The sequence below is a fragment of the Flavobacterium sp. N2820 genome (genome assembly GCF_025947285.1).
In the GTDB taxonomy this organism is placed as follows: Bacteria; Bacteroidota; Bacteroidia; order Flavobacteriales; family Flavobacteriaceae; genus Flavobacterium.
This window is the reverse complement of record NZ_CP110008.1, coordinates 1,059,773-1,085,417: the sequence shown is the minus strand read 5'-3', so window position 1 is coordinate 1,085,417 and position 25,645 is coordinate 1,059,773. Positions and strand designations below refer to the sequence as shown.

The following is a 25,645-nucleotide window of genomic DNA, read 5'->3' as shown; positions in this document are numbered from 1 at the left end:
AAAGGAATTCACTTTGATTACTAATACATTATTAAAATGAAAAATTCATTTAAAAATATAATGCTAGCAACTTTTATATTGCTTAGTATTGCTGTCAATGCACAAATTAAAAATGCAAAAACAGAAACAGTTAAGATTTATGGAAACTGTGGAATGTGCGAAACCAAAATCGAAAATGCAGGAAATATCAAAAAAGTAGCTAAAGTAGATTGGGATCAAGATTCTAAGATGGCCACTTTAACTTATGATACTACTAAAACTAATCCAGACGAAATACTAAAAAGAATAGCATTAGCAGGATATGATAGTGATAAGTTTCTTGCACCAGATGATGTCTATGACAATCTTCATGGATGTTGTCAATATGACAGAGTTGCTAAAGTTCAAGTTAAAGAAGAAATCAAAGTGGAAGAAACTACTGAAATCCATAATAATCATGTAAACCACAATGAAACTTCAAAGATGGTACTTCAAGAAGTTAACCAACTTAAAGTTGTTTTTGATAACTATTTTGTAGTAAAAGATGCTATGATTTCTTCTGATGGTAACACAACTTCAATTGCTTCAAAGGAATTACTAACTGCAATAAACAATGTTAAAATGGACAAATTGGATATGGATGTTCATATGGTTTGGATGAAAGTTGTAAATCAAATTAAAAAAGATACTGAACTGATTTCAAAATCAAAAGATATTAATAAACAACGAAATCACTTTACAACATTATCAAAAGACATTTATTCATTATTAAAAGTTGCAAAGTATGAGGTTCCAGTTTATTTCCAACATTGCCCTATGTACAATGATGGTAAAGGTGCAAATTGGTTAAGTAAAGAAAATGCAGTAAAAAATCCTTACTACGGCTCAATGATGTTAACTTGTGGAAAAACGGTAGAAACTATTAAATAATCTAAAATGAGAAGAATAATTTTTGCATTTTTTTTAATTACTAATATAGCCACTGCACAGATTGATGTTGGAGATACAATACCATCAATAGCATTAAAAAGTACTAGTAATACAGAGATAAATATTACATCTTTTAAAGGGAAATATGTATTAATTGATTTTTGGGCATCATGGTGTGGTCCTTGCAGATTAGGCAATAAAAAGTTAGTAAAACTACATAATGAAGTTAGCCCTGATAAAATAGAAATAATAGGAATATCAATCGATACAGATACTAATAAATGGCTAAAAGCTGTTGAAAAAGATAAAATTAAATTTACCCAATTGATAGACTCAAAAGGTTTTGATGCTGAAACAGCAATACAATTTGGTGTAGAGGAATTACCATCGAAATATTTGTTCAATCAAGAAGGTATTCTAATTGCAAAAAATCCAACAGAAGAAGAAATAATTAAATTAATAGAAAAGTAAAATGAAAAAAATAAATAAAGTATATATGGTCGTTGCATCAATGGTTTTGATGTTTTCAATAAAAAGTAATGCACAAATTGTAAAAGCTGAAATTAGAGCAACGGGTTTAACTTGCTCAATGTGTTCAAATGCTATAAATAAGCAACTTAAAGCATTACCAGAAGTTATCAATGTTGAAACTGACTTAAATACTAACACATTCACCGTAACTCTTAAAGAAGGAAATGAATTAAGTCCAAAAACATTTAAGGAAAAAGTAGAAAAAGCAGGTTTTTTTATTGGATCATTAGTGATAACTGCCAAAGCTGAAACCATTAGTAAAAGTCCTTACATTTTAGTAAATGACAAAAAAGACACTACAGAAGTTGTTAAATTTCAAGTAGTTGATAAAGGTTATGTTACAGAAAAAGAGTTTAAAAAATTATCAAAATCATATAAGGACATTTCGACTTATGTTGCAAACAGTGAAGATGATTTTCATATTAAAATTTTAAACTAATGAGAAAGTTTTTTATTCTAATAATATTATTCAGTATTCAAAAAAGTGTAAGTCAAGAACTGTTTCTAATCACAGATCCCGCTAGTAATGTTCCGGCAAACTCATTAGGTGTCAATCTTCTTCAATCACGTTTTAAAGAAGAATTTAAATCAGGATATAGTTATCATCTGATGCCCGAAGTTACATATGGGATTAATAAAAATTTGATGGTTCGTGCATCTGCTTTTGTGAGTAACAGAAGTAATGATTTAGTAACAGAGGGAGGAAGCTTTTATGCCAAATATCGTTTTTATTCTACAGATGATTTAAACAGTCATTTCCGTATGGCAGCTTTTGGAAGATATAGTTTCAATAATGCCGACATACATCAGGAACAAATTGAAATTATGGGACATAATACGGGTTTTGAATCTGGAATTGTGGCTACTAAACTGATTAAAAAATTAGCAATTAGTTCATCAATTAGTTTTGAGAAAGCTTTTGACAACAAACCAGATTATCCATTTCCAAACGAATTAGGAGATAATGCCACTAATTACACTCTTTCTTTTGGAAAATTAATGTACCCTAAAAAGTACACTAGTTTCAAACAAACCAATATCAATTTAATGGTTGAATTTGCAGGTCAAACCATTAACGAAAACGGTAAATCATATTTGGATGTTGTGCCTGTAATTCAATTTATTTTCAACAGTCAAGCGAGAGTTGATGTAGCTTACAGACATGAATTAATGAGTTCAATGGTACGTTCAGCACCAAATGGCTTTTATTTTAATCTGTACTATACTTTTTTCGATTTAACAAAATAAAATCAAGATGAGTGAAACAAAATTTATCCCGGCATTAGGTTATGATTTTTTAAGCGATTACTATGATTTAGCTATAAAAGTAACAATGCCTGAAAAAAAGTTCAGAAACAGATTAATTGATTTTGTTGACCCAAAGGAGAAAGAAAAAATTTTAGAATTTGGTTTCGGAACAGCCCAAAACATTATCATACTCAAACAACGATTTCCTAACTGTAACATACAAGGAGTTGACATCGACCCTAAGATTAAGTCAATAGCAGAATATAAATTGAAAAAAACAGGAATTGAAGCACCTCTTTTTTTATATGATGGAAATAAGTTACCATTTGAAGATAATTCAATTGACAAGGTTTATAGTTCTCTTGTTTTTCATCAGTTAGACATGATTACAAAATTGAAATGTTTATTAGAGATTAATAGAATATTAAAACCAAATGGAGAATTAATCATTGGAGATTGGGGTAAAGCAAAAACAAAATGGATGAGGTTATTCTTTTACTTAGTTCAATTATTAGACGGTTTCAAAACTACCACTGATAATGTAAATGGATTGATGATAAAATACATTACTGATGCAGGATTTAAAAATGCTCGGGAAGTAGATTATATCAACACATCAATCGGGACTTATTCTTATTATAAAGCAGAAAAAATAATTAATAACTAAAAAATAACACAGTATGAAAGCACTTATTTTAACAGCTATTTTAGCAATCACTTTAGTTTCTTGCAATCAAAAAAACAAAGAAACAGAAAACAACACTACAGAAACTTCCGCAAATTCAAGTGAACTATATGCATGCCCAATGCATCCCGAGGTTCAAGGAAAAAAAGATGAAACATGTTCCAAATGTGGTATGGAATTAACCGAACTGGTAACTCAAACGCAAGCACCTCACGAAAAAAAAGCAACAGAAGCATCCTCTGCTGCAACAACACAATCCAATGTTAACATCGAGGATATTTTAATTAGTTACATAAATTTAAAAAACAAATTGGTTAAAGATGATACAAATGGTGCTGCCGAAAAAGCAAAAATACTATTCACCTCATTTGACAGATTTGACATCAAAGTTTTAAGCGAAAAACAAAAAAAAGAATATTTGGATATTGCAGATGATGCCAAAGAACACGCAGAGCATATTGGAGATAATGGAGGAAAGATAGAACATCAAAGAGAACATTTTGTAATGTTAAGTAAGGATATGAATGACTTAATTCAATTATTTGGAACCAGTCAAAAACTATATCTGGATTTTTGCCCAATGGCAGATGACAACAAAGGTGCTGTTTGGATAAGTGAAACAAAAGAAATCAAAAATCCATATTTTGGAAAAGAAATGGCTACTTGCGGTTCTATAAAAAAAGAATACTAGTATGAAAAAAATCATCAAAAAAATACTTTTTATTGGGTTAATTATTTTTTTGCTGATGCAGTTGTATCAACCTGCTCGTAACGAAAGTTTTGAGCAGGATATAACTGGCAATTTTACAAAAGTCTATAATGTTCCTAAAAATGTTGAAATCATTTTGCGAACTTCTTGTTATGATTGCCACAGTAACAACACCTATTATCCTTGGTATTCTTACATTCAACCCGCTCGTTTTTTTATGGAAAGACATATAAAAGAAGGTAAAGAGGAATTGAATTTTAATGAATTTGGAAATTATTCAAAACGCAGGCAAAACAGCAAATTGAAAGCTATAAGTAAAGAAATCGAATCAAACGAAATGCCTTTGAGTTCTTATACTTTAATTCATAAAAATGCAATCCTTACAGCCTCACAAAAAAAGAAAGTTTTGGATTGGATAAATAAAATAGAAGATAGTATTTCATCACAAAATTAAAAATAATGGTAGAAAAATTAATAACATTCTCACTACGAAATCGAGCCGTTGTCTTGCTGGTTTCAGCTTGCTTATTTGCTTGGGGAGTTTACAGCGTCCAACAAAACCCCATTGACGCCATTCCTGATTTATCCGAAAATCAAGTTATCGTGTTTACGGAGTGGATGGGAAGAAGCCCACAAGTAATGGAAGATCAAGTCACTTATCCTTTGGTTTCAAACCTGCAAGGCATTCCAAAAGTCAAAAATATTCGGGGTGCTTCGATGTTTGGGATGAGCTTTGTCTACATCATTTTTGAAGATGATGTCGATATATATTGGGCAAGAACTCGGGTTCTAGAAAGATTAAATTATGCACAACGATTATTACCACAAAATGTAGTACCAACCTTGGGTCCTGATGGCACAGGTGTGGGTCACGTTTTTTGGTATCATTTAAATGCGAAAGGTATGGACTTGGGAGAACAAAGAGCCTTGCAAGATTGGTACGTGAAATTTGCCTTGCAAACCGTTCCAGGAGTTGCCGAAGTGGCTTCCTTTGGTGGATTTGAAAAGCAATATCAATTAGTGTTGGATCCATTGAAAATGCAATACTACAACGTCAGTATGATGGAAGTAATGAATGCTGTCAAAACAAATAATAATGACGTTGGAGGAAGAAAATTTGAAATGAGCAATATGTCCTATATCGTTAGGGGCTTGGGCTACATCAAAAACATAAAAGATGTAGAAGACATTGCTATTAAAAACTATAATTCCGTTCCGGTAAAAGTTAAAGATATTGGTTCAATACAAATGGGTGGCGATTTGAGACTAGGTATTTTTGATGAAAATGGCAATGGTGAAGTTGTTGGCGGAATTGTGGTAATGCGTTATGGTGAAAATGCTGACAAAGTAATCACGGCAGTAAAAGAGAAAATGAAAGAAGTCGAAAAAGGATTGCCCGAAGGAGTTACTTTTAAAACGTCTTATGACCGAAGTGAATTAATAGAAAAAGCAATCGCATCTGTTAAAGGCACTTTAATAGAAGAAATGATTGTCGTTTCAATTGTTGTACTACTTTTTCTTTTTCATTGGCGAAGCGCTTTAATTATACTCATTCAATTACCAATATCTGTGGCTATTGGCTTTATTTTACTCGAAGCATTTGGTATTTCTTCAAACATTATGTCACTAACGGGGATTGCTCTGGCAATTGGTGTTGTCGTTGATGATGGTATCGTAATGGTAGAGAATGCATACAGGACAATTTCGGAGAAACAGGAAGAAATGGACAATAATCAGTAATTGGAAATAAGATGAAAAATAAAATTAAAAATATATTCAAAAAAGAAAACGATCCGTTGTCTTCTGAAGATAAGTTGAAGCTTATAGAAAGCTCTTCCAAATTAGTAGGCCCAGGTGTTTTCTACTCAACAATAATTGTAATTACATCCTTTTTGCCTGTATTTCTTCTCACGGGAATGGAAGGCAAGTTATTTAGTCCACTAGCTTGGACAAAATCGTTTATACTGATAGTTGATGCTTTTTTAGCCATTACACTTACACCTGTGTTAATTAGTTTCTTACTAAAAGGAAAACTTCGCCCAGAAGATAAGAACCCAATTAATAAAAAATTGGAAAGCATTTATACACCCATTTTGATTTTTTGTTTAAAATGGAGAAAAACAGTATTGGGCATCAACATTATTGCTTTGCTGATTGGCGTATTGATGTTTACTCGTTTGGGTTCAGAATTTATGCCTCCTTTAGATGAAGGATCTGTACTGTTTATGCCAGTAACCTTACCCGATGTATCCAACTCCGAAGTAAAGAGAATTCTTCAGGTTCAGGACAAATTGATCAAATCAATTCCCGAAGTGGCTCACGTGTTGGGAAAAGCAGGCAGGGCAAATACGGCAACTGATAACAGTCCAATAAGTATGGTTGAAACCATTATTTTGTTAAAACCTCAAGCAGAATGGCGAGAAGACAAAACCAAGAATGATATTATCACGGAAATAAACAACAAACTGCAAATCCCTGGTGTGACCAATGGCTTTACGCAACCTATTATCAACCGTATCAATATGCTTTCAACAGGAATCAGAACCGATGTGGGTATCAAGATTTACGGAGCAAGTTTAGATACTATAAACGTTTTGGCTCAAAAAATTAAAAAAACACTCGAAGGAACTTCTGGAGTTAAAGATTTGTATGCGGAACCCATAACAGGCGGAAAATATATTGATATTGAAGCAAAAAGAGACGTCATTGGTAGATATGGATTGACCATAGACGACATTAATAATGTGGTTGAAGCCTCTATTGGAGGTATGAAACTAACCACGACTATCGAGGGAAGACAGCGTTTTTCTGTAAATGCAAGATATGCTCAAGAATACCGTAACAGCATTGAAGCCTTAAAAAAACTACAAGTGCAAACAATGGATTTTGGTCCAATACCATTAGAAACTGTCGCTAATGTAAAAATAAGTGATGGCCCTCCAATGATAAATAGCGAAAATGCAATGCTTCGTGGCACTGTGTTGTTCAACGTTCGGGAACGTGATTTAGGAAGTACTGTAAAAGAGGCGCAGAAAAAACTCGATGCAATGATAACTAAAATGCCAAAAGGATATTATGTGGAATGGAGTGGTCAATGGGAAAATCAAATTCGAGCCAACAAAACATTAAGTTTAATCTTGCCAATTGTTGTCATCATCATATTTCTTGTTTTATATTTTACGTATCATTCAATGAAAGAGGCGTTAATCACGATGATCACAGTACCTTTTGCTCTAATTGGAGGCATTTTTATGGTTTATTTTTATGGAATTAATATATCCGTTGCTGTTGCCGTTGGCTTTATTGCACTGTTTGGAATGGCAATCGAAACGGCAATGTTAATGACCATCTATTTGAATGAAGCAATGAATAAAATGGTAGAAAAGTACGGAAACACGAAGGAAACCATAACCGAAGAAATATTGAAACAATATATTATTGATGGTTCAGCCAAAAGGTTAAGACCAAAATTGATGACTGTTTCAGTTTCATTATTTGGACTAATCCCCATTCTTTGGGCAACAGGAACAGGATCAGATATAATGCTTCCCATCACTGTCCCACTAATTGGAGGCACCATTACCTCCACGATTTATGTATTATTAGTAACACCGGTTGTTTTTGAGATGGTTAAACTTCGAGAATTAAGAACAAAAGGAAAAATAGATCTTATAGATGTTAAAGAATAAATTTTATATAGCCATAAGTTGTTTGATTTTGACCGCCACTAATTTGGCAGCACAAACACTTTCCTTGGATAATGTATTGAGTACAATCAAGACAAACAATCCTCAACTAAAAATGTACGATGCCGAAATTCAAAGTATGGATGCAGCGGCAAAGGGTGCTAGAAGTTGGATGGCTCCACAAGTAGAGACGGGCTTTTTTATGGCACCTTACAACGCCAAAATGTGGAAAGCAGATGGTGCATTTCCTGGAATGGGGAATTATATGTTGGGCGTTACACAAATGATACCGAATGCTTCCAAGTTAAAAGCAGATTTTAATCTAATGAGTGCGATGTCATCGGTCGAAAAGGAAAATAAAAACTATACGATTAATCAATTGAAGGCACTAGCAAAAACAAATTATTATCAATGGTTGGTTTTAAATAAAAAAATAAAAATAGCCGATGATAATTTGTTGCTTTTAGACTATATGATTAAAAGTATGGAAATACGGTACCAGTATAATATGGATAAACTACCTACCTATTACAAAGCGAAATCTCAATATAGCATCCTGCAAAATATGATTCTAATGTTGAAAAATGATATTTCTCAAAAAAGAATTATGCTGAACACCTTGATGGCAAGAGATAAAAACACCGCATTTGAAATTGAGGAAACCTACGAAATAAAAGATTTCAATTCGGTAATATCAGATACCACTTCTCTTTCGAAAAATCGAAGCGATGTACAAGCCATCGAAAAAACGATGGAAATAAATCAGCTCAAAATTGCAGCCGAAAAAACAAAACTATTACCCGAGTTTGGTATAAAATACGACCATATGTTTGCTTTTGGAACACAACCACAACAGTTCTCCTTGTTGGGAATGGTTACTATTCCTATGCCTTGGTCAACCAAAATGAATAAAGCCAATATCAATAGTTTTAAAATTAAAAATGAAAGCTTGAACTGGCAAAAACAAATGATTTTGAATGAAGCTGCAGGAATGATTTCGGGAATGAATACAGAACTAACTTCCTTAAAAAAACAGTACGAAATCGCCCAAAAAAGTATCATACCTGCTTTACGAAAAAATTATGAAACCGCAATCTTGGCTTGGCAAAATAACACTGGTGATTTATTTGTCACTCTCGATGCTTGGGAAGCATTAAATATGGCTCAAATTGATGCCTTGGACAAATTACAAAGTATTTTGGCAGCACAAGTAGAAATTGAAAAACAATTAGAAACCAAATAATTATGAACAAGTATATAAAGTATGGTTTAGCTCTTGTTGTAATTTCCATTATCGGAATTGCAATCTATTTCTTTGCCAAAAAATCAGATAATCATTCGGAAATGGGACATCAAAACGAGGTTTACACTTGTTCAATGCACCCGGAAATCATTAGAGATAAACCCGGAAATTGTCCCATTTGCGGAATGACTTTGGTAAAAAAAGTAACAGAGAATAATTCCGTTGACGACAATTCAATCGACAATCTTATAAAACCTACCGACAATTTTATAGTAGGTAATTATCAAACAACAACGGCAATAGACACTGCTTTGAGCAGTGAAATAAATTTACCGGGAATTGTGGAGTATGATCCCAATTCATCGGTAAATATTGCAGCTCGAATGAGCGGTCGAATCGAAAAAATGTATGTCAATTATAAATATCAAAAAGTAAATAAAGGACAAAAACTATTTGATTTATACAGCCCTGAATTACTGACGGAGCAACAAAACTTCATTTATATGGTCATTAATGATGTTGAAAATCCTGCGATTATTAATGCATCCAGACAAAAATTGTTGCTTTATGGAATGACGGAAAGTCAAATTAATTTTTTGGTTGCAACTAAAAAATCGAATCCTGTAATCTCAATCTTTAGTCCTGCTTCTGGTATTATTGACGGTACAGGAACGATGGATAATACAACAAATCCTGCGATGCAAAGTGCAAGTAACAACACTGCAACATTGGATGTGAAAGAAGGGAGTTATATAAAAAAAGGAGAAGTCATTTTTAAACTATTAAATACGGATAAAGTATGGGGAATATTCAATGTTATCCAAGGATATAATAGTCTAATAAAAGCCAATCAATCCATCAGAATTACTTCCGAACTTGACAAAAACGAATTTATGGATGCCAAAATAAATTTTGTCGAAACACAATTAAATGCAACTGATAAAACCAATAGAATTCGAGTTTATTTAAATAACAATAAATTAAAATTACCAATTGGGTTAAGATTGCAAGGAGTTGTGAAAACAAATCCAGTAAATGGAATTTGGATTCAAAAACAGTCAATGGTAAGCATTGGAAACAAGAAAATAGTTTTCTTAAAAATGGACAATGGCTTTAGGGCAACCTCCATAAAAACAGGAATTGAAATAGTTGATTTTATCCAAATTATGGAGGGTATTTCAGTAAAAGACACCATTGCCAAAAACGCACAATATTTAATTGACAGCGAAAGCTTTATTAAAACCGAATAATAATGAAGACAATAAAAAAAATAAGTGTACTATCAATACTATTTATGGTAATGGTGGCTTGTAATACTAAAGACAAAGAAGACCATAGCAAACACAATAAGAGTGCAGCAACAACATTTTACACTTGTTCTATGGATCCACAAGTTAAGGAAGACAAACCCGGAAAATGCCCCATTTGCCATATGGAGTTAACACCAATAAAACAAGATGATACAGAGGCTAATGAAATAAGTTTGAGTAAACAGCAAATACAACTGGGAAATATCACTACACAAACTATTTCAGAAACTCAAAGCAGTTTAGAGCAAAATTATACAGGAGTCTTGTCCATTAATCAAGAAAAAATAAAAACCATTTCTGCAAGAGCAATGGGACGAATTGAAAAGTTGTATTTCAAAACCGTTGGTGATTATGTTTCTAAAAACCAAGCCGTATATCAATTGTATAGTGAAGATATTGCCATTGCCAAACAGGATTATTTTACGGCATACAAACAACTGGCAATGCCTGGCGATTTTGGAAAAAATGCCCGAAATATGCTCAATGCAGCAAAACAAAAACTGTTGTTCTTTGGTTTAACCAATGCCCAGATTGAAAGTATAAAAACCAGTAAGGAAGTTTCTCCTTATACCATTTTTTATAGCACTGCCAGTGGAACAATATCGGAAATAAGTACCACAGAAGGCAATTATGCAATGGAAGGTTCTAGCATCATTAAATTGGCGGATTTAAACAGTCTTTGGTTAGAAACACAGGTAAACGTAAACTATGCCAAGAATCTAAAAATAGGACAAAAAGCCCAAATTACATTTTCCGATTTTCCTGATAAAACCATAAATGCGCAAGTTTCTTTTATCAATCCTGAAATAAATCCAGATACTCGTCTGCTTTTAATTCGATTGGAAATATCAAATCCAAATTTGCAATTAAAACCCGGGATGCAGGCTATGGCAAAATTAACACAATCCAATTTAAAAGGATTGTATATTCCTGTAGATGCAGTGATCAGGGAGGAAAACGCTTCCTATATTTGGGTTGAAAAAAGACCGGGAGTATTTGAAAACGTAATGGTAGAAACTGGAATAGAAACCAATGGAATGATAGAAATCAAATCTGAAATAGATCCTGCCAAAAAAGTCGTTATTACAGGGGCTTATGCCATAAACAGCGAATATAAATTCCGAAAAGGAAGTGACCCAATGGAAGGGATGAAAATGTAATATTTAAAAACTAAAAAATTATGACACATACCTATACCATTACCGGAATGACTTGCAATGGCTGTCGTTCTAAAGTCGAAAAAACATTGAATGCTATTGATGGCGTTGAAGCAAAAGTTTCCTTAAACCCATCCATAGCTACTATAACAATGGAAAAACACATTCCAATAACACAGTTGCAAGAAGCATTATCTGCCGTTGGAAAATACACCATAGAAATAGCCAATGATAAAATGTTACAACAAGCAACCTCAAATGAAAATACTGTAAAATCTTGTTGCTCTACGCATTCCCACAGCGATAAAAAAGAAATCAAAATCGCTGTTAATGCTAATGGCAAATATTATTGTCCAATGCATTGTGAAGGCGAAAAAGTGTATGACAAAGCAGGCGACTGTCCTGTATGCGGAATGGATTTAGTCAAAGCTCCGGATTTAACTCTTAGCAAATCCCTATATACTTGTCCAATGCATCCAGAAGTAATTAGTGAAACACCAGGTTCTTGTCCTATTTGCGGAATGGATTTAGTGCCTATGAATCCAACTGACACAGAAGATCAAAAGACCTATAAAGATTTGGTCAAAAAAATGAAAATAGCGGTCGTATTTACAGTTCCCATTTTTGCAATCGCAATGATAGAAATGATGCCAAACAATCCGTTACTTAAAATAATGGATGCTACAAAATGGAATTGGGTACAATTTATACTTACACTTCCTGTTGTTTTTTATGCCTGTTGGATGTTCTTTGTTCGTGCCTTCAAATCTATTATTACTTGGAATTTGAATATGTTTACCCTTATCGGTATAGGAACCGGAGTTGCCTTTTTGTTTAGTTTAGTGGGTATGTTTTTTCCAAACATTTTTCCAAACGAATTCAAAACAGAACACGGAACAGTCTTGCTTTATTTTGAAGCCACAACAGTAATTCTAACATTGGTTCTATTAGGACAATTAATGGAAGCCAAAGCACACAGCCAAACTAGTGGAGCAATTAAGGAATTACTAAAACTCGCTCCTACCGAAGCTATTTTAGTAATTGATGGAAGTGATAAAGTAATTTCGATTCACGACATCAAAAAAGGGGATTTATTGCGCGTAAAACCCGGGGACAAAATACCAGTTGATGGCAAAATTACCGATGGAGAAAGTAGCATTGATGAAGCGATGATTACAGGCGAACCCATTCCAGTGGACAAAAAGAAAGATGACAATGTAATTGCAGGAACTATAAACGGTAACAAATCCTTTGTAATGATTGCCGAAAAAGTAGGTTCAGAAACACTACTCTCTCAAATCGTGCAAATGGTCAACGATGCTTCTCGTTCGAGAGCGCCAATCCAAAAATTAGCCGATAGCATTTCCAAATATTTTGTTCCTATTGTAGTAATTATATCAGCAATTACATTTATCATTTGGGCAAAGTTTGGTCCCGAACCGGCATTAGTATATGGTTTTATAAATGCTATTGCCGTTTTAATTATTGCTTGTCCGTGTGCGTTAGGATTAGCAACACCCATGTCAGTAATGGTAGGTGTTGGTAAAGGTGCACAATCAGGGGTTTTGATAAAAAATGCAGAAGCTTTAGAAAACATGAATAAGGTTAATGTTTTAATTACAGATAAAACAGGAACAATAACCGAAGGAAAACCATCGGTCGAAAAAATTTATGCGACCAATAACAATGATAACGATTTATTGCAAAGCATAGCTTCATTAAACCAATATAGTGAGCATCCATTAGCACAAGCCGTAGTCAATTATGGCAAAACAAAATCCATTTCATTAATCGAAGTAAAAGATTTTGAAGCCATTGCCGGAAAAGGAGTTACAGGAACAGTAACCAATAAAAAAGTAGCATTAGGTAATAAAAAACTAATGGAACAAGTAAAAGCTAGTATTTCTGACGATATAGAAAACAAAATCATTACCGAACAAAAATTGGGAAAAACTGTTTCATATATTGCTGTAGATGGCGTTGCAATTGGTTTTGTATCAATCTTCGATGCTATTAAAGAATCAAGTTCAGCAGCCATTAAAGAGTTAATACGTCAAGGTGTAGAAGTAATTATGCTCACAGGAGATAACGAAAACACAGCCAAAGCAGTTGCAGATGAATTGGGGTTAGCGGCATATAAAGCAGGATGTTTACCCGAAGACAAATTAAACGAAATCAAAAAATTACAAGCAGAAGGCAAAATTGTGGCCATGGCTGGCGATGGTATCAACGATGCACCGGCATTAGCACAAGCCAATATCGGAATAGCTATGGGAACAGGAACAGATGTCGCCATTGAAAGTGCCAAAATAACTTTAGTCAAAGGCGATTTACAAGGCATTGTAAAAGCCAAGAACTTAAGCCATGCTGTTATGAAAAACATCAAGCAAAATTTATTTTTCGCCTTTTTCTATAACGTATTAGGTGTACCAATTGCAGCAGGAGTTTTATATCCAGTTTTTGGAATTTTATTATCTCCTATGATCGCCGCTTTAGCAATGTCATTTAGTTCTGTATCTGTAATTGTAAATGCATTGAGATTACGAAATTTAAAACTTTAAATAATAACAAAAACAACAAAATGAAATTAATTAATAATGTAGATAAATTAGGCACTCTGGGGCTTTTTTTCACAGCACTGTTTTCGCCTTGCTGTTTTCCTCTTTTTGCATTTGCAGCATCAGCTCTTGGACTTGGAAGCTTTGAATTATTTGGAGGATGGACGATGTGGATTTTTCAAGCGATGGTTTTAATTTCCATTGTTGGCTTAATCATTTCCTATCGTAAACATCGTTGCCTGTATCCTTTATTAATAGCAATCCCGAGTGGAATAACAATATTATTTGCCTATTATTTTAGCAAATCAGAAAATGCAGTTTATTTAATTTATGCTGGTATGCTTGGGCTTTTCATAGCTACGATAGTAAATTATTATCGAAACAAATTACACGGAAATTGTGATACTTGCACTATCTACAATGGAAAATCAGTAGAATTAAAATCTACATTAACATGTCCAAATTGTGGGTATAGTAAAGACGAAATAATGCCAACCGATGCTTGTCAGTTTTTTTATGAGTGTGAAAAATGCAAAACAGTTTTAAGACCTAAACAAGGCGATTGTTGCGTTTATTGTAGTTACGGAACTGTAAAGTGTCCACCAATACAAGCCGGAGATAATTGCTGTTAGAAATCACAAAATCAATATAACTTAAAGTATAAAAATACAGTAATCAATAATTCAAAACAATGAAAAAAATATTCCTATTTCACCTAATTATTTTACAATCAGTATTTATTTCTGCACAAAACAAAGTCCAGATAAGAACAACATCTGCAAGTCCTGCTTCATCATTTGAACAGGAAGTCGGCAGTGCAAAAATTAAAATAGCCTATAGTAGACCATTAGTAAGAGGCAGAAAAATATTTGGTGAGTTAGTGCCATTTGATAAACTTTGGCGAACTGGTGCAAGTGATTGTACCGTAATTACAACTTCTGAAGATATCTACTTTGGTAATAGTATATTAAAAGCGGGTAGTTATTCAATATTTTCAATTCCTTCAATTAATGAGTGGACAATAATCATTAATACAGATATAACTTTACATGGTGAAACCGGCTATGATGAGAAAAAAGACGTAATGCGTTTTAAAGTTCCCACAGAAAAAAGTCCCTATTTCTATGAAACATTTACAATTGAGTTAAATGACATTAATAGCAAAGGTGAAGCATTTCTAAAAATCTTTTGGGAAAATACTATGGTCAAAATACCAATTAAAAGTAAAGAGGACGATATGTTATTAGCGTTGATAGACCAACATATCGTTAAAGGAAAAACGCAAGATGCCAACTTATTATTTCAAGCAGCCAACTATTATTACAGTACAAATAGAGATTTCAAACAAGCAATTAAATGGCTATTGGATGCTGAAAAGTTAAATCCTCAAAATTTCCATTATCCAAATTTGAGACAAAAAATAGCATCGGAAAACAAAGATTACGCTAGTGCTATTGAAGCTGCAAAAAGGGCAGTATCATTAGCAGATAAGGAAAAAATGAAAAAAACTATAGAAACATTGAACAATAAAATAGCAAGTTGGGAATTGCTATTAAAAAAATAAAATCAAAAATGCTTGATTTTCAAAAATTTGCAATAACTAAAATGAAAATATCAGATATGGATTTACAAAATATTTTTTCAAAAAAAATGTTGCAAATAGTACTATTACTTTTTGTATCACAAATCTTATTCGCTCAAAAAATAGTACGTTACGATTTATACGTTCGCGATACAATTGTTAACTATTCTGGAAAAGAAAAAAGAGCTATAGCAGTCAACGGTCAAATCCCAATGCCAACATTAACTTTTACAGAAGGCGATATTGCCGAAATTTACGTACATAACGAATTAAATGAAACTACTTCGTTGCATTGGCACGGATTATTTTTACCTAACAAAGAAGATGGAGTACCGAATTTAACCCAAATGCCCATTCAACCTGGCACAACGCATAAATATACATTTCCCATCATCCAAAACGGAACCCATTGGTATCATTCGCACTCGGGGTTGCAAGAACAAATAGGAATGTATGGTATGTTCATTATGAATAAAAAAGAAAACGATCCTACTTTTAGAAAAGGTATCGATGATTTACCAACTGTTCCTTTAATTTTAAGCGAATGGACCGATTTAAAACCAGAAAACGTTCACCGAATGTTACACAACGCTTCCGATTGGTTTGCCATAAAAAAAGGCTCAACACAAAGTTATAGTGAAGCTATCAAGCAAGGACATTTCAAAACCAAATTGGGTAACGAGTGGAAACGTATGAATGCCATGGATGTGAGCGATGTTTATTACGAAAAGTTTCTAATCAACGGAATAAACGAAAGTCAATTAACACAGTTTAAAGGAGGCGATAAAGTCCGACTGCGTATTGCTAATGGCGGTGCTTCCTCTTATTTTTGGTTAACCTATGCCGGTGGAAAAATAACGGTAGTAGCTAGTGATGGTAATGATGTAGAACCTGTGGAAGTAAATCGATTACTAATTGCTGTTTCAGAAACCTATGATGTCATAGTCACAATTCCAGCCAATAATACGTCATATGAATTTTTAGCTACTGCCGAAGATAGAACAAAATCCGCATCCCTTTACATTGGAAACGGTATCAAACAATTGATTTCACCCTTGCCAAAATTAAAATATTTTGAAGGGATGAAGATGATGAACGATATGATGAAAATGAACGGTGAGTTAGACGATATGGGAATGAGCATGTCTTTAAATCAAATGGATATGAACGTAGTTATGTATCCTGAAATTACGGGTGAAGAAATAGAAAAAAGTAAAGAAGCAACTCCTAAAACGGAAATGCATCAAGAACATTCAAAACATAATAAGTATGATGCTAATGCATTGGCGAACATCACCACACTTAATTATGCTATGCTAAAAGCCACAGAAAAAACAGCGCTACCAAAAGATGTAGAAGTTAAAGAACTTCGATTTGAGCTTACAGGAAATATGAACCGTTATGTTTGGAGCATGGACAACAAAGTAATTTCAGAAACCGATAAAATCTTAATTAAGAAAGGCGAAAATGTTAGAATTACGCTCTACAACGGTTCCATGATGCGCCATCCCATGCATTTGCACGGACATGATTTTAGAATCATTAACGGACAAGGGGATTATGCACCTTTAAAAAACGTAATGGATTTAATGCCAATGGAAACCAATGTAATAGAATTCAATGCTAATGTTGAGGGCGATTGGTTTTTTCATTGTCACATCTTGTATCACATGATGGCAGGCATGGGAAGAATTTTTACGTATGAAAATCAAGAACCCAATCCATTAATTCCTAATCCAAAATTAGCCCAACGCAAATTATTTGCTGATGACAGAGCTTTTCACTTTATGGCTGAAAACGATTTTGCTACCAATGGTAACGATGGTATGGCAATGGTACAAAATACTCGTTGGAGTTTAGGAGCAGAATGGCGTTTAGGCTATCATGATATGCACGGTTATGAAGCAGAATTCCATTTAGGAAGATATATTGGAAAAATGCAATGGTTAATGCCCTTTATCGGTTTTGATTGGCGTTACCGAGATATGGAAGGTGAGATAGAAAAAAACATTTTCGGACAAAAAAACACCAAAGACCATAGAGCTGTTTTCAGTGCCGGTTTTGCATACACTTTACCCATGCTTGTACAATTTCAAGCAGAGGTGTTTCAAGACGGAAATCTAAGATTACAATTAATGCGAGAAGATATCCCTGTTTCCAAACGATTACGAATGGGGTTCATGGTCAATACTGATACCGAATACATGCTAGAAGCACGATATATTCTAAAACGAAATCTCAGCCTAAGAACTCATTATGATAGCGATATGGGATTCGGATTCGGGTTGAATTTAAATTATTGATTTTAAAATTAGTATGTGAAATCCAGCATTACGCTAAGATTTTAGACAAGAAAATAAGTGAAGATATGCAAGTGTTAAAAGCTAAATTCAATACAAAATTACAAACTCATAGTAAATCAATGAATTACTAAAATATTATAAATATTGTAATATTTTTAAGATTTTATTTACATTTAATTTAATAGATTTTAGTTTAATTTGACAAACTAAAATCTATTTTTTTATGATAACAACTATAAAAAACAACTCTTTGGTAGATTTTGAACACGAACTTTCTCTAATCCTTAACTCAAATTCTAATGAAGTAGAAAAAGCAAAAAAGATTATTATTTTCATTGAAGACATTTTAAAACAATTAACCGACTGGCTTAAACATCACGTCTTCGAAACCATTCAAGAAGAAATCAAATTCTTCAAGGAAATCAAGCCTAATATTGTAGCTAAACTTATTTTCTATAAAGAAATCCTTTCTTTAGTAGCATCTCTTCCATTAGACAAGAGCAAAAGAATAAAACACTTTGAGAAAAAACTGGATGCAATCAACCATTTTTACAGGAAAAATAGAGAATTTATCAAATACATTAAAAGTCATTCCACGCATTTTGATGAATTGTATTTTACCAGGAAAAAATACAAAGACATATTTTTAAACGATTGCTCGGTGATAATTCATGATGCTAAATTATGTACGTCACATGATTATTTGCTAGCGGAAGTAATTGCTTTTGAATTACTAGCATTACACATCGAAAACCGCATTGATAATCTCAATCAATCATGTGCAATTACCAACAATCAATTCAAATCTAATCTACATTGGACAGAAAAAAAAGTAGATTTAGTTGAACTCATTTACGCGTTACATGAAGCTAAAGTTTTCGATAATGGTCAAGCCGACATCAAAGAAATCACCCACGTTTTTGAAAAAGCGTTTCAAATAGAATTAGAAGACAACATCTACGGAAACTTCAATGCTATTAAAAAACGCAAAACAGATCAAACTCGATTTTTAAGCCATTTACAAAAGCTTTTGGAAGATAAAATCGAAAACGATTTAAACTAAAACCTACAAAAAACAACCAAATCACATAAAAATCGTTCCCAAGTTGGTACCAACTTGGGAACTTTTCTTTTTCAAATGCAATTGTTTTGTACCAAATAACTTCAAAACATAGCATTATGAACTTCAATCACAAAGCCCTGTTCCCAGAAACAGACAACATTGAACTATTACAACACCAAATGGTAACGAAACGAGATTTGCTAAACTTTGGAAATCTATTACTACGAGAAATCAAAAATTCCACAACAAAATCAAAAACATCTGAAGCTTTACCAAAACCTTGGCTCAAATCAGCCGAAGTCCGTGAAATCCTAAAAATCTCCCCAGGCACCTTACAAAACCTCCGCATCAATGGGACATTAAAATACAAACGCATAGGCGGAATCAATTACTACAACTACGAGGACATCGTAAAAATGTTAGAAAAGTAATATGCAAGAAAACACAAACACCTGTAACGGCACTTGTGAAGTTTGCACCTGCAAATCGCACACACAAAGTTGTCATACTGCGCTTGCCAAAGTATCTCCTACGAAGTAGGTTTTAACTTTTAAGCGCAGCTTAAAACCACAATCTGAAACTTGAAACTTTAAAACCATGAATTATATAAAACATTTGACCGGCTTCTTCGAAAAAGTAAGCGCCGATTACGAGCTCAATCCCACCCACATAAGCCTATACATGGCCATTTTCCAACTATGGAATCAAAACCGCTTTCAAAATCCAATCAGCATTTCACGTGACGAACTAATGCGCATTAGTAAAATTGCATCGACAGCAACCTACCACAAATGCATGAAAGATTTAACCGAAAGAGAATACGTGATTTACAAACCATCATTCAACCCATTTAAAGGTTCCATTCTGGAAGTCTGTAACTTGGATTTTTACACCAAACCAGTTTCTAAAAAAGAACTAAAAAAGCATGCAACCAAGTCAAAAAATGACCAAGTCATTGAACAGGTTGATGAACAGGTTACTAAACAAGCTCTAAACAAGCATCAAACAAGCTCTAAACATGTACCTTATATAAACAATATAAACAATACAAACAGTATAAACTTAGCTAAGCAAGAAATTTCAAAAAATGAAAATAAATTAAATTTTACAAATTCAATTTTTGATGAGGTTGTAGAATCGGATTTGAAAGTTGAAAAAGAAAAACAAAAAAAGTTGCGCGAAAAAAATAAAAAGAAAGATGAAAATCATTCTTCTATCACTTCGAGCGATTGCCTGTCCCGTCCTATCGGGATCGAGAAGCTTGTTTCAAAATTTATAAAACCCACTTTGGAAGAAGCACAAATCTACTTCCTCGAAAAAAACTTCACCGAAATCGAAGCACAACGCTTTTTCAATTACTTCGAGAGCAACGGCTGGTTAGTCGGTGGCAGAACCAAAATGAAAGACTGGAAAGCTGCAGCAAGAAATTGGATGCTCAACGCTAGGAAGTTTGGAAATAAAACTAATGCTTCAGTTCAAACAGAACCCAAAACAATCAATTTAAACCCAAAACACCTCCACGTAACAAATCAAAAAAACTATGGAGAAGCACTTTAACACCATCAAAGAAACTTTTGAAATCCAAAACGGAATCAAAGTCTACAACTTCAATTGGTGCTTAAACTACATCGAGTACCAGGGCAAACTCATCTACGGACGCTCATTTAAAATTGAAGATATTGATCACCAAACTATCTTCAAATTGGTTATTTATGCCATTCGAGACGAAAAAAAGGCTTTAGAGCTCGATTTAGACCTCAACAAAGGTATTTTATTATCGGGACCAATTGGATGCGGGAAAACGTCAATTATGGCATTAATTCGACCATTTTTTTACCACAAACACGACTACAAAATCAAGACATGTAGAGAAATATCTTTCGAGTTTGCAAAAAATGGCTTTGAATCACTTCATCATTACACCCAAAAAGAACACACTCAATCACGTTTAACCGGCTACTGTTTCGACGACTTAGGAGCAGAACAAAACATCAAACACTACGGCAACGACCTAAACGTAATGGCAGAAATAATCATTTCACGCTACGAAGACTTCGTTCAAAATCAATCCATCACCCACATCACCACAAACCTCTCCGCAAGCGAAATAGAAGCCCTCTACGGCAACCGCCTAAGATCAAGGATGAGGTCAATGTTCAACCTAATCACCTTCAGTAATGAATCCAGAGATAAAAGATAATTCTTCAATCAATCATGATAATGATTGTGTCATTCCGAGTGAAACTAGGAAACTCCTACAAAGTAGGCTTCTGTTTAACGGCGTTAAACTTGTCATACCGCGCGAAGCTTGGTATCTCCTACGAAGTAGGCTTACTCTTTTAAGCGCAGCTTAAAACCACAACCTGAAACCTTAAACTTAAAACAAAATGAACAAACAATTAAACCCTCGCCAAATAAAAACCATCCAAAACTTCTGGACTTGGTTCCAACAAAACGAACAAGCAATTTACCACGCCTACAAACTGGGAATTAATTCAGATGAGGTAATAGAAAACCTACATCGAAACCTCAACTATGTTTCAAAAAGAATCGTCATTTACATTTACATGCAAAACAACCAATCTAACAAATTTTGTGTCTTATTTTCAGCTCACGGTTACCGTAAACTATTCCCTAAAATAATTGCATTAGGTGAAAATAAACCAAGATTAGAATATTTCACAGCTCACACATTTCTAAAGCCATTATGTGCCGAAAACAAAAACCAATTTTCAGACAAATTGATAGAGATGATTAAATCAATTTTAATCAAGTTAGAAGACTACAATACAGCTAGTAAAAAAATCATACTAACGCTTTATCTGCCTAAAAACATTTCACATGAAGACAAAGTATATTCAAAAAAATATGTAAAATCATTATTGCGTTTTACTTTGGGTGAAATAATCTTCAAAAAACACATAAAAGAAGTCCACTTCAAACCTTTACCAAGAAACACAAACGGCTTACTCTCACTCTCCGAACTCCCAGAATTCATAGACTATCTCGCAAAAATCAACTACAACAGAAAACTAAAAATTTTCTTCGAATGAGGAAAACCGTACGGTTTTATATAAATCCGTACGGTTTTACGTATGCTTAAAACTTTTTTAAAATTTACTTTTGTTTTAAATACATATTATCTATAGTGTGAACTATACAAGGATTGTTAATTACACCTTTATAGCTATCTACATATTCATTATCTCACTACTTATGTTCTTTTATGTTTTATGATTTAATATCTTTTTTTGTAACGAAATAAATACCAATAATTAGATTTTTTGTCATATTCCATTAGTTATAAATCTTTTTCATATTATATTTTTTTTATTTAATTTGTATTTACCTAATTAATATTTTAGTTTTGCCTAAAAATAATTATTAGAATAACGAAAACAATTTTTAAGCAAATAACAACTCTCTCGTTTTTATCGATTATACTTATCTCGTGTGAGACTTCTTAAGTAGATATTCCAGCTGACGATGAAGTTTTAGATGGAACAATTGATGGTTTATCAAATGAAGAATTAGCAAGGTTTTTAAAAGGTGATGTAGCTTTCACTGAAGTCTTTACACGACAAACGGGTTTAGGGTCAACATTTGTTGCAACAAGTTGTATTAGTTGTCATGCTGGTGATGGAAAAGGACACCCTTTTACTACATTAATTCGTTTTGGCCAAGCTGATGAATTTGGAAATACCTTTTTACATTTAGGAGGTCCACAACTACAAAATAGAGCTTTACCAGGATATACTCCTGAGCAAATTCCTTTTGGAGCTACATTTTCAAAATTTACACCACCTGCAAACACAGGTTTAGGCTTTTTACAATACCTTACAGATGCTGATATTTTAGCAATGGCAGACCCAAACGATTCAGATGGTGATGGTATTTCAGGTGTACCCAATTGGATAACTATTCCAAGCTATATTAACCCTGAAAATGCACTAACTCAAAACGGAAAATATATTGGACGATTTGGTAAAAAAGCGGCAGCTATTAATTTATTGCATCAAACAGTAAATGCTTATAATCAAGATATGGGAATAACATCAACCTTTAATCCTATCGATGTTTATACTAATGAAGAAATTGACCCAGAAGTAGCAAATGTAACGGTTAATGATTTAGTGTTTTATCTTAAAACATTAAAAGCCCCTATCCAAAGAAATCAAAATGACACAGAAGTAATTCATGGTAGAAATGTATTTGAACAAATTAATTGTACAGGCTGTCATAAATCAAATTTAACAACTGGATATTCACCAATAACTGGATTATCATTCAAATCATTTTCACCTTATACTGATATGCTTTTGCATGACATGGGAAGTGGTTTAGATGATGGTTACACAGAAGGTATTGCAAAAACTTATGAATGGAGAACACCACCTTTGTGGGGATTAGGACTTTCTGCAAATTCACAGGGAGGTCAATATTTTTTAATGCACGATGGAAGAGCTCGTAGTATTGAACAAGCCATTTCTATGCATGGTGGTGAAGCAACTGGTAGTAGAACCGCATTTAATAGTCTTTCTCAAGCAGATAAAAATGCAGTACTAAAATTTTTAAAATCCTTATAAAATGAATAGAAAAGATTTTCTTAAAACATGCGGTTTTGGTTGTTTAGCAACTATTGCAGGTATTTCTTTATTAGAAAGCTGTTCCTCAACACAAATCTTGTCAAAAGAAATAAAAGGTTCAGATCTTTTAGTTCCAATTACTGATTTTGAAATTAATTCAAATGGAAAAATAGAATATAAAAAATACGTTATCGCTCAGAATGAAATATTACAATTTCCTATTTGTATTTATCGATTCAATGAAACAGAGTATATGGCATTGTTAATGGAATGTACACATCAAGGAGCAGAACTTCAAGTCTTCGGAGATAAACTTCAATGTGCAGCTCATGGTAGTGAATTTAGCAATAAAGGAATTGTTGAAAGCGGTCCCGCAAGCACAGATTTAAGAAAATTTCCAATACGAATAGAAAATAATATTTTAAAAGTTTCATTAAAATGAGAATCTCAATTTCCTATATAATTTTATGTTTTTTTGTAATAAGTAATACAATCAATGCACAAATAGATCCTAGCTTATTAAAAAGAGTATCAAAAGATACAACCAAAGTATTAAATATGGATGCTATATATAATCGTCCAACTTTAAATATTAATAAAACACCAATTGCTATTGGAGGTTATGTAGAAACCAATTGGCAACATCTTACTACCGATGGTGTTTCAGAAGGACATCAGTTTCAAGCCAGAAGATTATCTATATTTATGTCTTCATCAATAGGTAAACGAGTAAAGTTTTTAAGTGAGTTAGAATTTGAAGAAGGTGGCAAAGAAATTGCAATCGAATTCGCTTCTGTTGATGTTGAGTTTCATCCTTTGGCAAGTTTTAGAGCAGGAATTATTGTTAATCCAATCGGGGCATTTAATCAAAATCACGACGGTCCAAAATGGGAATTTACAGACAGACCAATTCCAGCAACTCAGATGTTACCAGGCACTTTTAGTAATGTTGGGGCAGGTTTATACGGTAAAAAATACCATAAAAATTGGATGTATGGATATGAGGCTTATTTTTCAGGAAGTTTTGATAATTCAATAATAGAAAACACTCAAAATAAAACCTATTTACCAGCAGCTAAAGATAATCCAGATAGATTCGAAGAAATTAATAGTGGAATACCATTATTTACAGGAAAAATAGCCGTAAGAAATGGTAAAATTGGCGAAATAGGTTTGTCTTATATGGGAGGTGTTTACAATAAGTTTCAAGAAGATGGCATTATTATAGATGAAAAGCGAAGTGTAAATATTTTTGCAATTGATTTCAATACGACACTTCCAAACACAAAAACTTTTATTACTACTGAATTTGCTTGGATAAATGTTGATGTGCCTAGTACATATTCACAACAGTTTGGAAGTAAACAACAAGGTGGTTTTATAGATATCGTTCAGCCAATTCTAAATCGTACAATGTTAGGTTGGGAAAAGGCAACATTAAATGTAGCTTGTAGATTAGAATATGTAGATTGGAATGTGGGTAAATTTAACGAAACAGGTGGTAATATAGGTGAAGATTTATGGAGTGTGGTTTCTGCTATTAGTTTTAGACCAAATAGTCAAACAGTTATTCGTTTAAATTATAGATTACTAAAACAACGAGATATACTATCAAATCCACCATCTATAACAGATGGATTCAATTTTGGGATATCAACTTATTTTTAAAATAATTGCCCAATTTGTAATTATTTTTATTTTTTGTAAAAATATACTACTTTTACAACGATGAAAATCTTAAACATCATATTATCAATATATATAGTTATGCTTACTGCCTATCCTTGTGCAGATAAGCATAATGATGTTACTACTATTTCATCAAGTTCACAAGCTCACTCACAACACAATCATTCGCATGATGAAGAAACAGATTTATGTTCTCCATTTTGTGATTGCAATTGTTGTGGTCAACAAACATTAACCTTTTTTGAAGTTCAATCTTTTCAATTCTTAGTTCGATTTCAAGAAATAAAAACTTCCATTTCTTTTTATAAATCAACTTCGTTTTCAAATTTCTACGGAAGCATTTGGCAACCGCCACAGTTAGTGTAATGAAGCCCGAGTAATTTCGG

General features: G+C 33.1%; 26 protein-coding genes and 1 pseudogene. 26 read left to right on the top strand and 1 reads right to left on the bottom strand.

What is annotated here, in order from left to right; all coding sequences use genetic code 11:
• The first annotated feature begins 36 nt into the window (after positions 1–36).
• From OLM52_RS05090 to OLM52_RS04985, 22 genes and pseudogenes are all read left to right on the top strand, one after another.
• The gene (locus OLM52_RS05090) at positions 37–909 is read left to right on the top strand and encodes a DUF3347 domain-containing protein (protein WP_264550059.1); all 873 of its coding nucleotides are present in this window, start codon (positions 37–39) and stop codon (positions 907–909) included.
• Positions 910–915: 6 nt separating this feature from the next.
• Positions 916–1,380 (top strand): TlpA family protein disulfide reductase, encoded by a 465-nt coding sequence (locus OLM52_RS05085; RefSeq protein ID WP_264550058.1) that lies wholly within the window; start codon positions 916–918, stop codon positions 1,378–1,380.
• A gap of 1 nt (position 1,381) precedes the next feature.
• On the top strand, positions 1,382–1,879 hold the full coding sequence (locus tag OLM52_RS05080) for a heavy-metal-associated domain-containing protein (protein WP_264550057.1): 498 nt from the start codon (positions 1,382–1,384) through the stop codon (positions 1,877–1,879).
• Complete coding sequence (locus tag OLM52_RS05075) at positions 1,879–2,688, top strand: hypothetical protein (protein ID WP_264550056.1); 810 nt, start codon at positions 1,879–1,881, stop codon at positions 2,686–2,688. Before OLM52_RS05080 ends, OLM52_RS05075 begins: the two co-directional genes overlap by 1 nt.
• 7 nt (positions 2,689–2,695) lie before the next feature.
• Complete coding sequence (locus OLM52_RS05070) at positions 2,696–3,355, top strand: class I SAM-dependent methyltransferase (RefSeq protein WP_264550055.1); 660 nt, start codon at positions 2,696–2,698, stop codon at positions 3,353–3,355.
• Positions 3,356–3,368: 13 nt separating this feature from the next.
• Positions 3,369–4,064: a DUF3347 domain-containing protein gene (locus OLM52_RS05065; protein ID WP_026712073.1), complete on the top strand. Its 696-nt coding sequence runs from the start codon at positions 3,369–3,371 to the stop codon at positions 4,062–4,064.
• 1 nt (position 4,065) lies between these two features.
• Entirely contained in the window at positions 4,066–4,536 is a 471-nt protein-coding gene (locus tag OLM52_RS05060) for a heme-binding domain-containing protein (protein WP_264550054.1), read from the top strand.
• A gap of 5 nt (positions 4,537–4,541) precedes the next feature.
• A complete protein-coding gene (locus tag OLM52_RS05055; protein WP_264550053.1) occupies positions 4,542–5,822 on the top strand; it encodes an efflux RND transporter permease subunit in 1,281 nt (426 codons plus the stop codon).
• Positions 5,823–5,833: 11 nt separating this feature from the next.
• Positions 5,834–7,771, top strand: coding sequence for an efflux RND transporter permease subunit (locus tag OLM52_RS05050; protein WP_264550052.1), 1,938 nt, complete (start codon positions 5,834–5,836; stop codon positions 7,769–7,771).
• The gene (locus OLM52_RS05045; RefSeq protein WP_264550051.1) at positions 7,758–9,011 is read left to right on the top strand and encodes a TolC family protein; all 1,254 of its coding nucleotides are present in this window, start codon (positions 7,758–7,760) and stop codon (positions 9,009–9,011) included. Before OLM52_RS05050 ends, OLM52_RS05045 begins: the two co-directional genes overlap by 14 nt.
• 2 nt (positions 9,012–9,013) lie before the next feature.
• Positions 9,014–10,261 carry an efflux RND transporter periplasmic adaptor subunit gene (locus OLM52_RS05040; protein WP_264550050.1) on the top strand — a complete coding sequence of 416 codons (1,248 nt, stop codon included), beginning with the start codon at positions 9,014–9,016 and terminating at the stop codon, positions 10,259–10,261.
• Between the two features lie 2 nt (positions 10,262–10,263).
• The gene (locus OLM52_RS05035) at positions 10,264–11,481 is read left to right on the top strand and encodes an efflux RND transporter periplasmic adaptor subunit (RefSeq protein WP_264550049.1); all 1,218 of its coding nucleotides are present in this window, start codon (positions 10,264–10,266) and stop codon (positions 11,479–11,481) included.
• Positions 11,482–11,501: 20 nt separating this feature from the next.
• Positions 11,502–14,039, top strand: coding sequence for a heavy metal translocating P-type ATPase (locus tag OLM52_RS05030; RefSeq protein ID WP_264550048.1), 2,538 nt, complete (start codon positions 11,502–11,504; stop codon positions 14,037–14,039).
• A gap of 20 nt (positions 14,040–14,059) precedes the next feature.
• Positions 14,060–14,398 (top strand): annotated as a pseudogene (locus OLM52_RS05025) (MerC domain-containing protein); the annotation flags it as partial.
• Between the two features lie 51 nt (positions 14,399–14,449).
• Complete coding sequence (locus OLM52_RS05020; RefSeq protein WP_035124236.1) at positions 14,450–14,668, top strand: GDCCVxC domain-containing (seleno)protein; 219 nt, start codon at positions 14,450–14,452, stop codon at positions 14,666–14,668.
• A 59-nt stretch (positions 14,669–14,727) separates the two neighbouring features.
• Positions 14,728–15,600 carry a DUF2911 domain-containing protein gene (locus tag OLM52_RS05015; protein ID WP_264550047.1) on the top strand — a complete coding sequence of 291 codons (873 nt, stop codon included), beginning with the start codon at positions 14,728–14,730 and terminating at the stop codon, positions 15,598–15,600.
• 56 nt (positions 15,601–15,656) lie between these two features.
• Positions 15,657–17,921, top strand: a complete 2,265-nt coding sequence (locus OLM52_RS05010; protein WP_413614425.1) for a multicopper oxidase domain-containing protein — start codon at positions 15,657–15,659, stop codon at positions 17,919–17,921.
• Between the two features lie 223 nt (positions 17,922–18,144).
• The gene (locus OLM52_RS05005) at positions 18,145–18,984 is read left to right on the top strand and encodes an RteC domain-containing protein (protein ID WP_264550046.1); all 840 of its coding nucleotides are present in this window, start codon (positions 18,145–18,147) and stop codon (positions 18,982–18,984) included.
• Between the two features lie 116 nt (positions 18,985–19,100).
• On the top strand, positions 19,101–19,415 hold the full coding sequence (locus tag OLM52_RS05000; protein WP_264550045.1) for a helix-turn-helix domain-containing protein: 315 nt from the start codon (positions 19,101–19,103) through the stop codon (positions 19,413–19,415).
• A gap of 166 nt (positions 19,416–19,581) precedes the next feature.
• A complete protein-coding gene (locus tag OLM52_RS04995) occupies positions 19,582–20,541 on the top strand; it encodes a transcriptional regulator (RefSeq protein WP_264550044.1) in 960 nt (319 codons plus the stop codon).
• Complete coding sequence (locus tag OLM52_RS04990) at positions 20,525–21,184, top strand: ATPase (RefSeq protein ID WP_264550043.1); 660 nt, start codon at positions 20,525–20,527, stop codon at positions 21,182–21,184. The genes OLM52_RS04995 and OLM52_RS04990 overlap by 17 nt, the downstream gene beginning before the upstream one ends.
• Before the next feature lie 187 nt (positions 21,185–21,371).
• The gene (locus OLM52_RS04985) at positions 21,372–22,037 is read left to right on the top strand and encodes a hypothetical protein (protein ID WP_264550042.1); all 666 of its coding nucleotides are present in this window, start codon (positions 21,372–21,374) and stop codon (positions 22,035–22,037) included.
• A 575-nt stretch (positions 22,038–22,612) separates the two neighbouring features.
• Here OLM52_RS04985 and OLM52_RS04975 read toward each other — a convergent pair.
• Entirely contained in the window at positions 22,613–22,798 is a 186-nt protein-coding gene (locus OLM52_RS04975; RefSeq protein WP_264550041.1) for a hypothetical protein, read from the bottom strand.
• Positions 22,799–22,844: 46 nt separating this feature from the next.
• On the opposite strand from OLM52_RS04975, the gene OLM52_RS04970 reads away from it, so the two are divergent.
• From OLM52_RS04970 to OLM52_RS04955, 4 genes are all read left to right on the top strand, one after another.
• Positions 22,845–23,570, top strand: coding sequence for a di-heme oxidoredictase family protein (locus tag OLM52_RS04970; protein WP_264550040.1), 726 nt, complete (start codon positions 22,845–22,847; stop codon positions 23,568–23,570).
• A 1-nt stretch (position 23,571) separates the two neighbouring features.
• Positions 23,572–24,012, top strand: coding sequence for a ubiquinol-cytochrome c reductase iron-sulfur subunit (locus OLM52_RS04965; protein WP_264550039.1), 441 nt, complete (start codon positions 23,572–23,574; stop codon positions 24,010–24,012).
• Positions 24,009–25,238: a hypothetical protein gene (locus tag OLM52_RS04960; protein WP_264550038.1), complete on the top strand. Its 1,230-nt coding sequence runs from the start codon at positions 24,009–24,011 to the stop codon at positions 25,236–25,238. Before OLM52_RS04965 ends, OLM52_RS04960 begins: the two co-directional genes overlap by 4 nt.
• A gap of 99 nt (positions 25,239–25,337) precedes the next feature.
• Positions 25,338–25,625 carry a DUF6660 family protein gene (locus OLM52_RS04955; protein ID WP_264550037.1) on the top strand — a complete coding sequence of 96 codons (288 nt, stop codon included), beginning with the start codon at positions 25,338–25,340 and terminating at the stop codon, positions 25,623–25,625.
• The last annotated feature ends 20 nt before the right edge of the window (positions 25,626–25,645 follow it).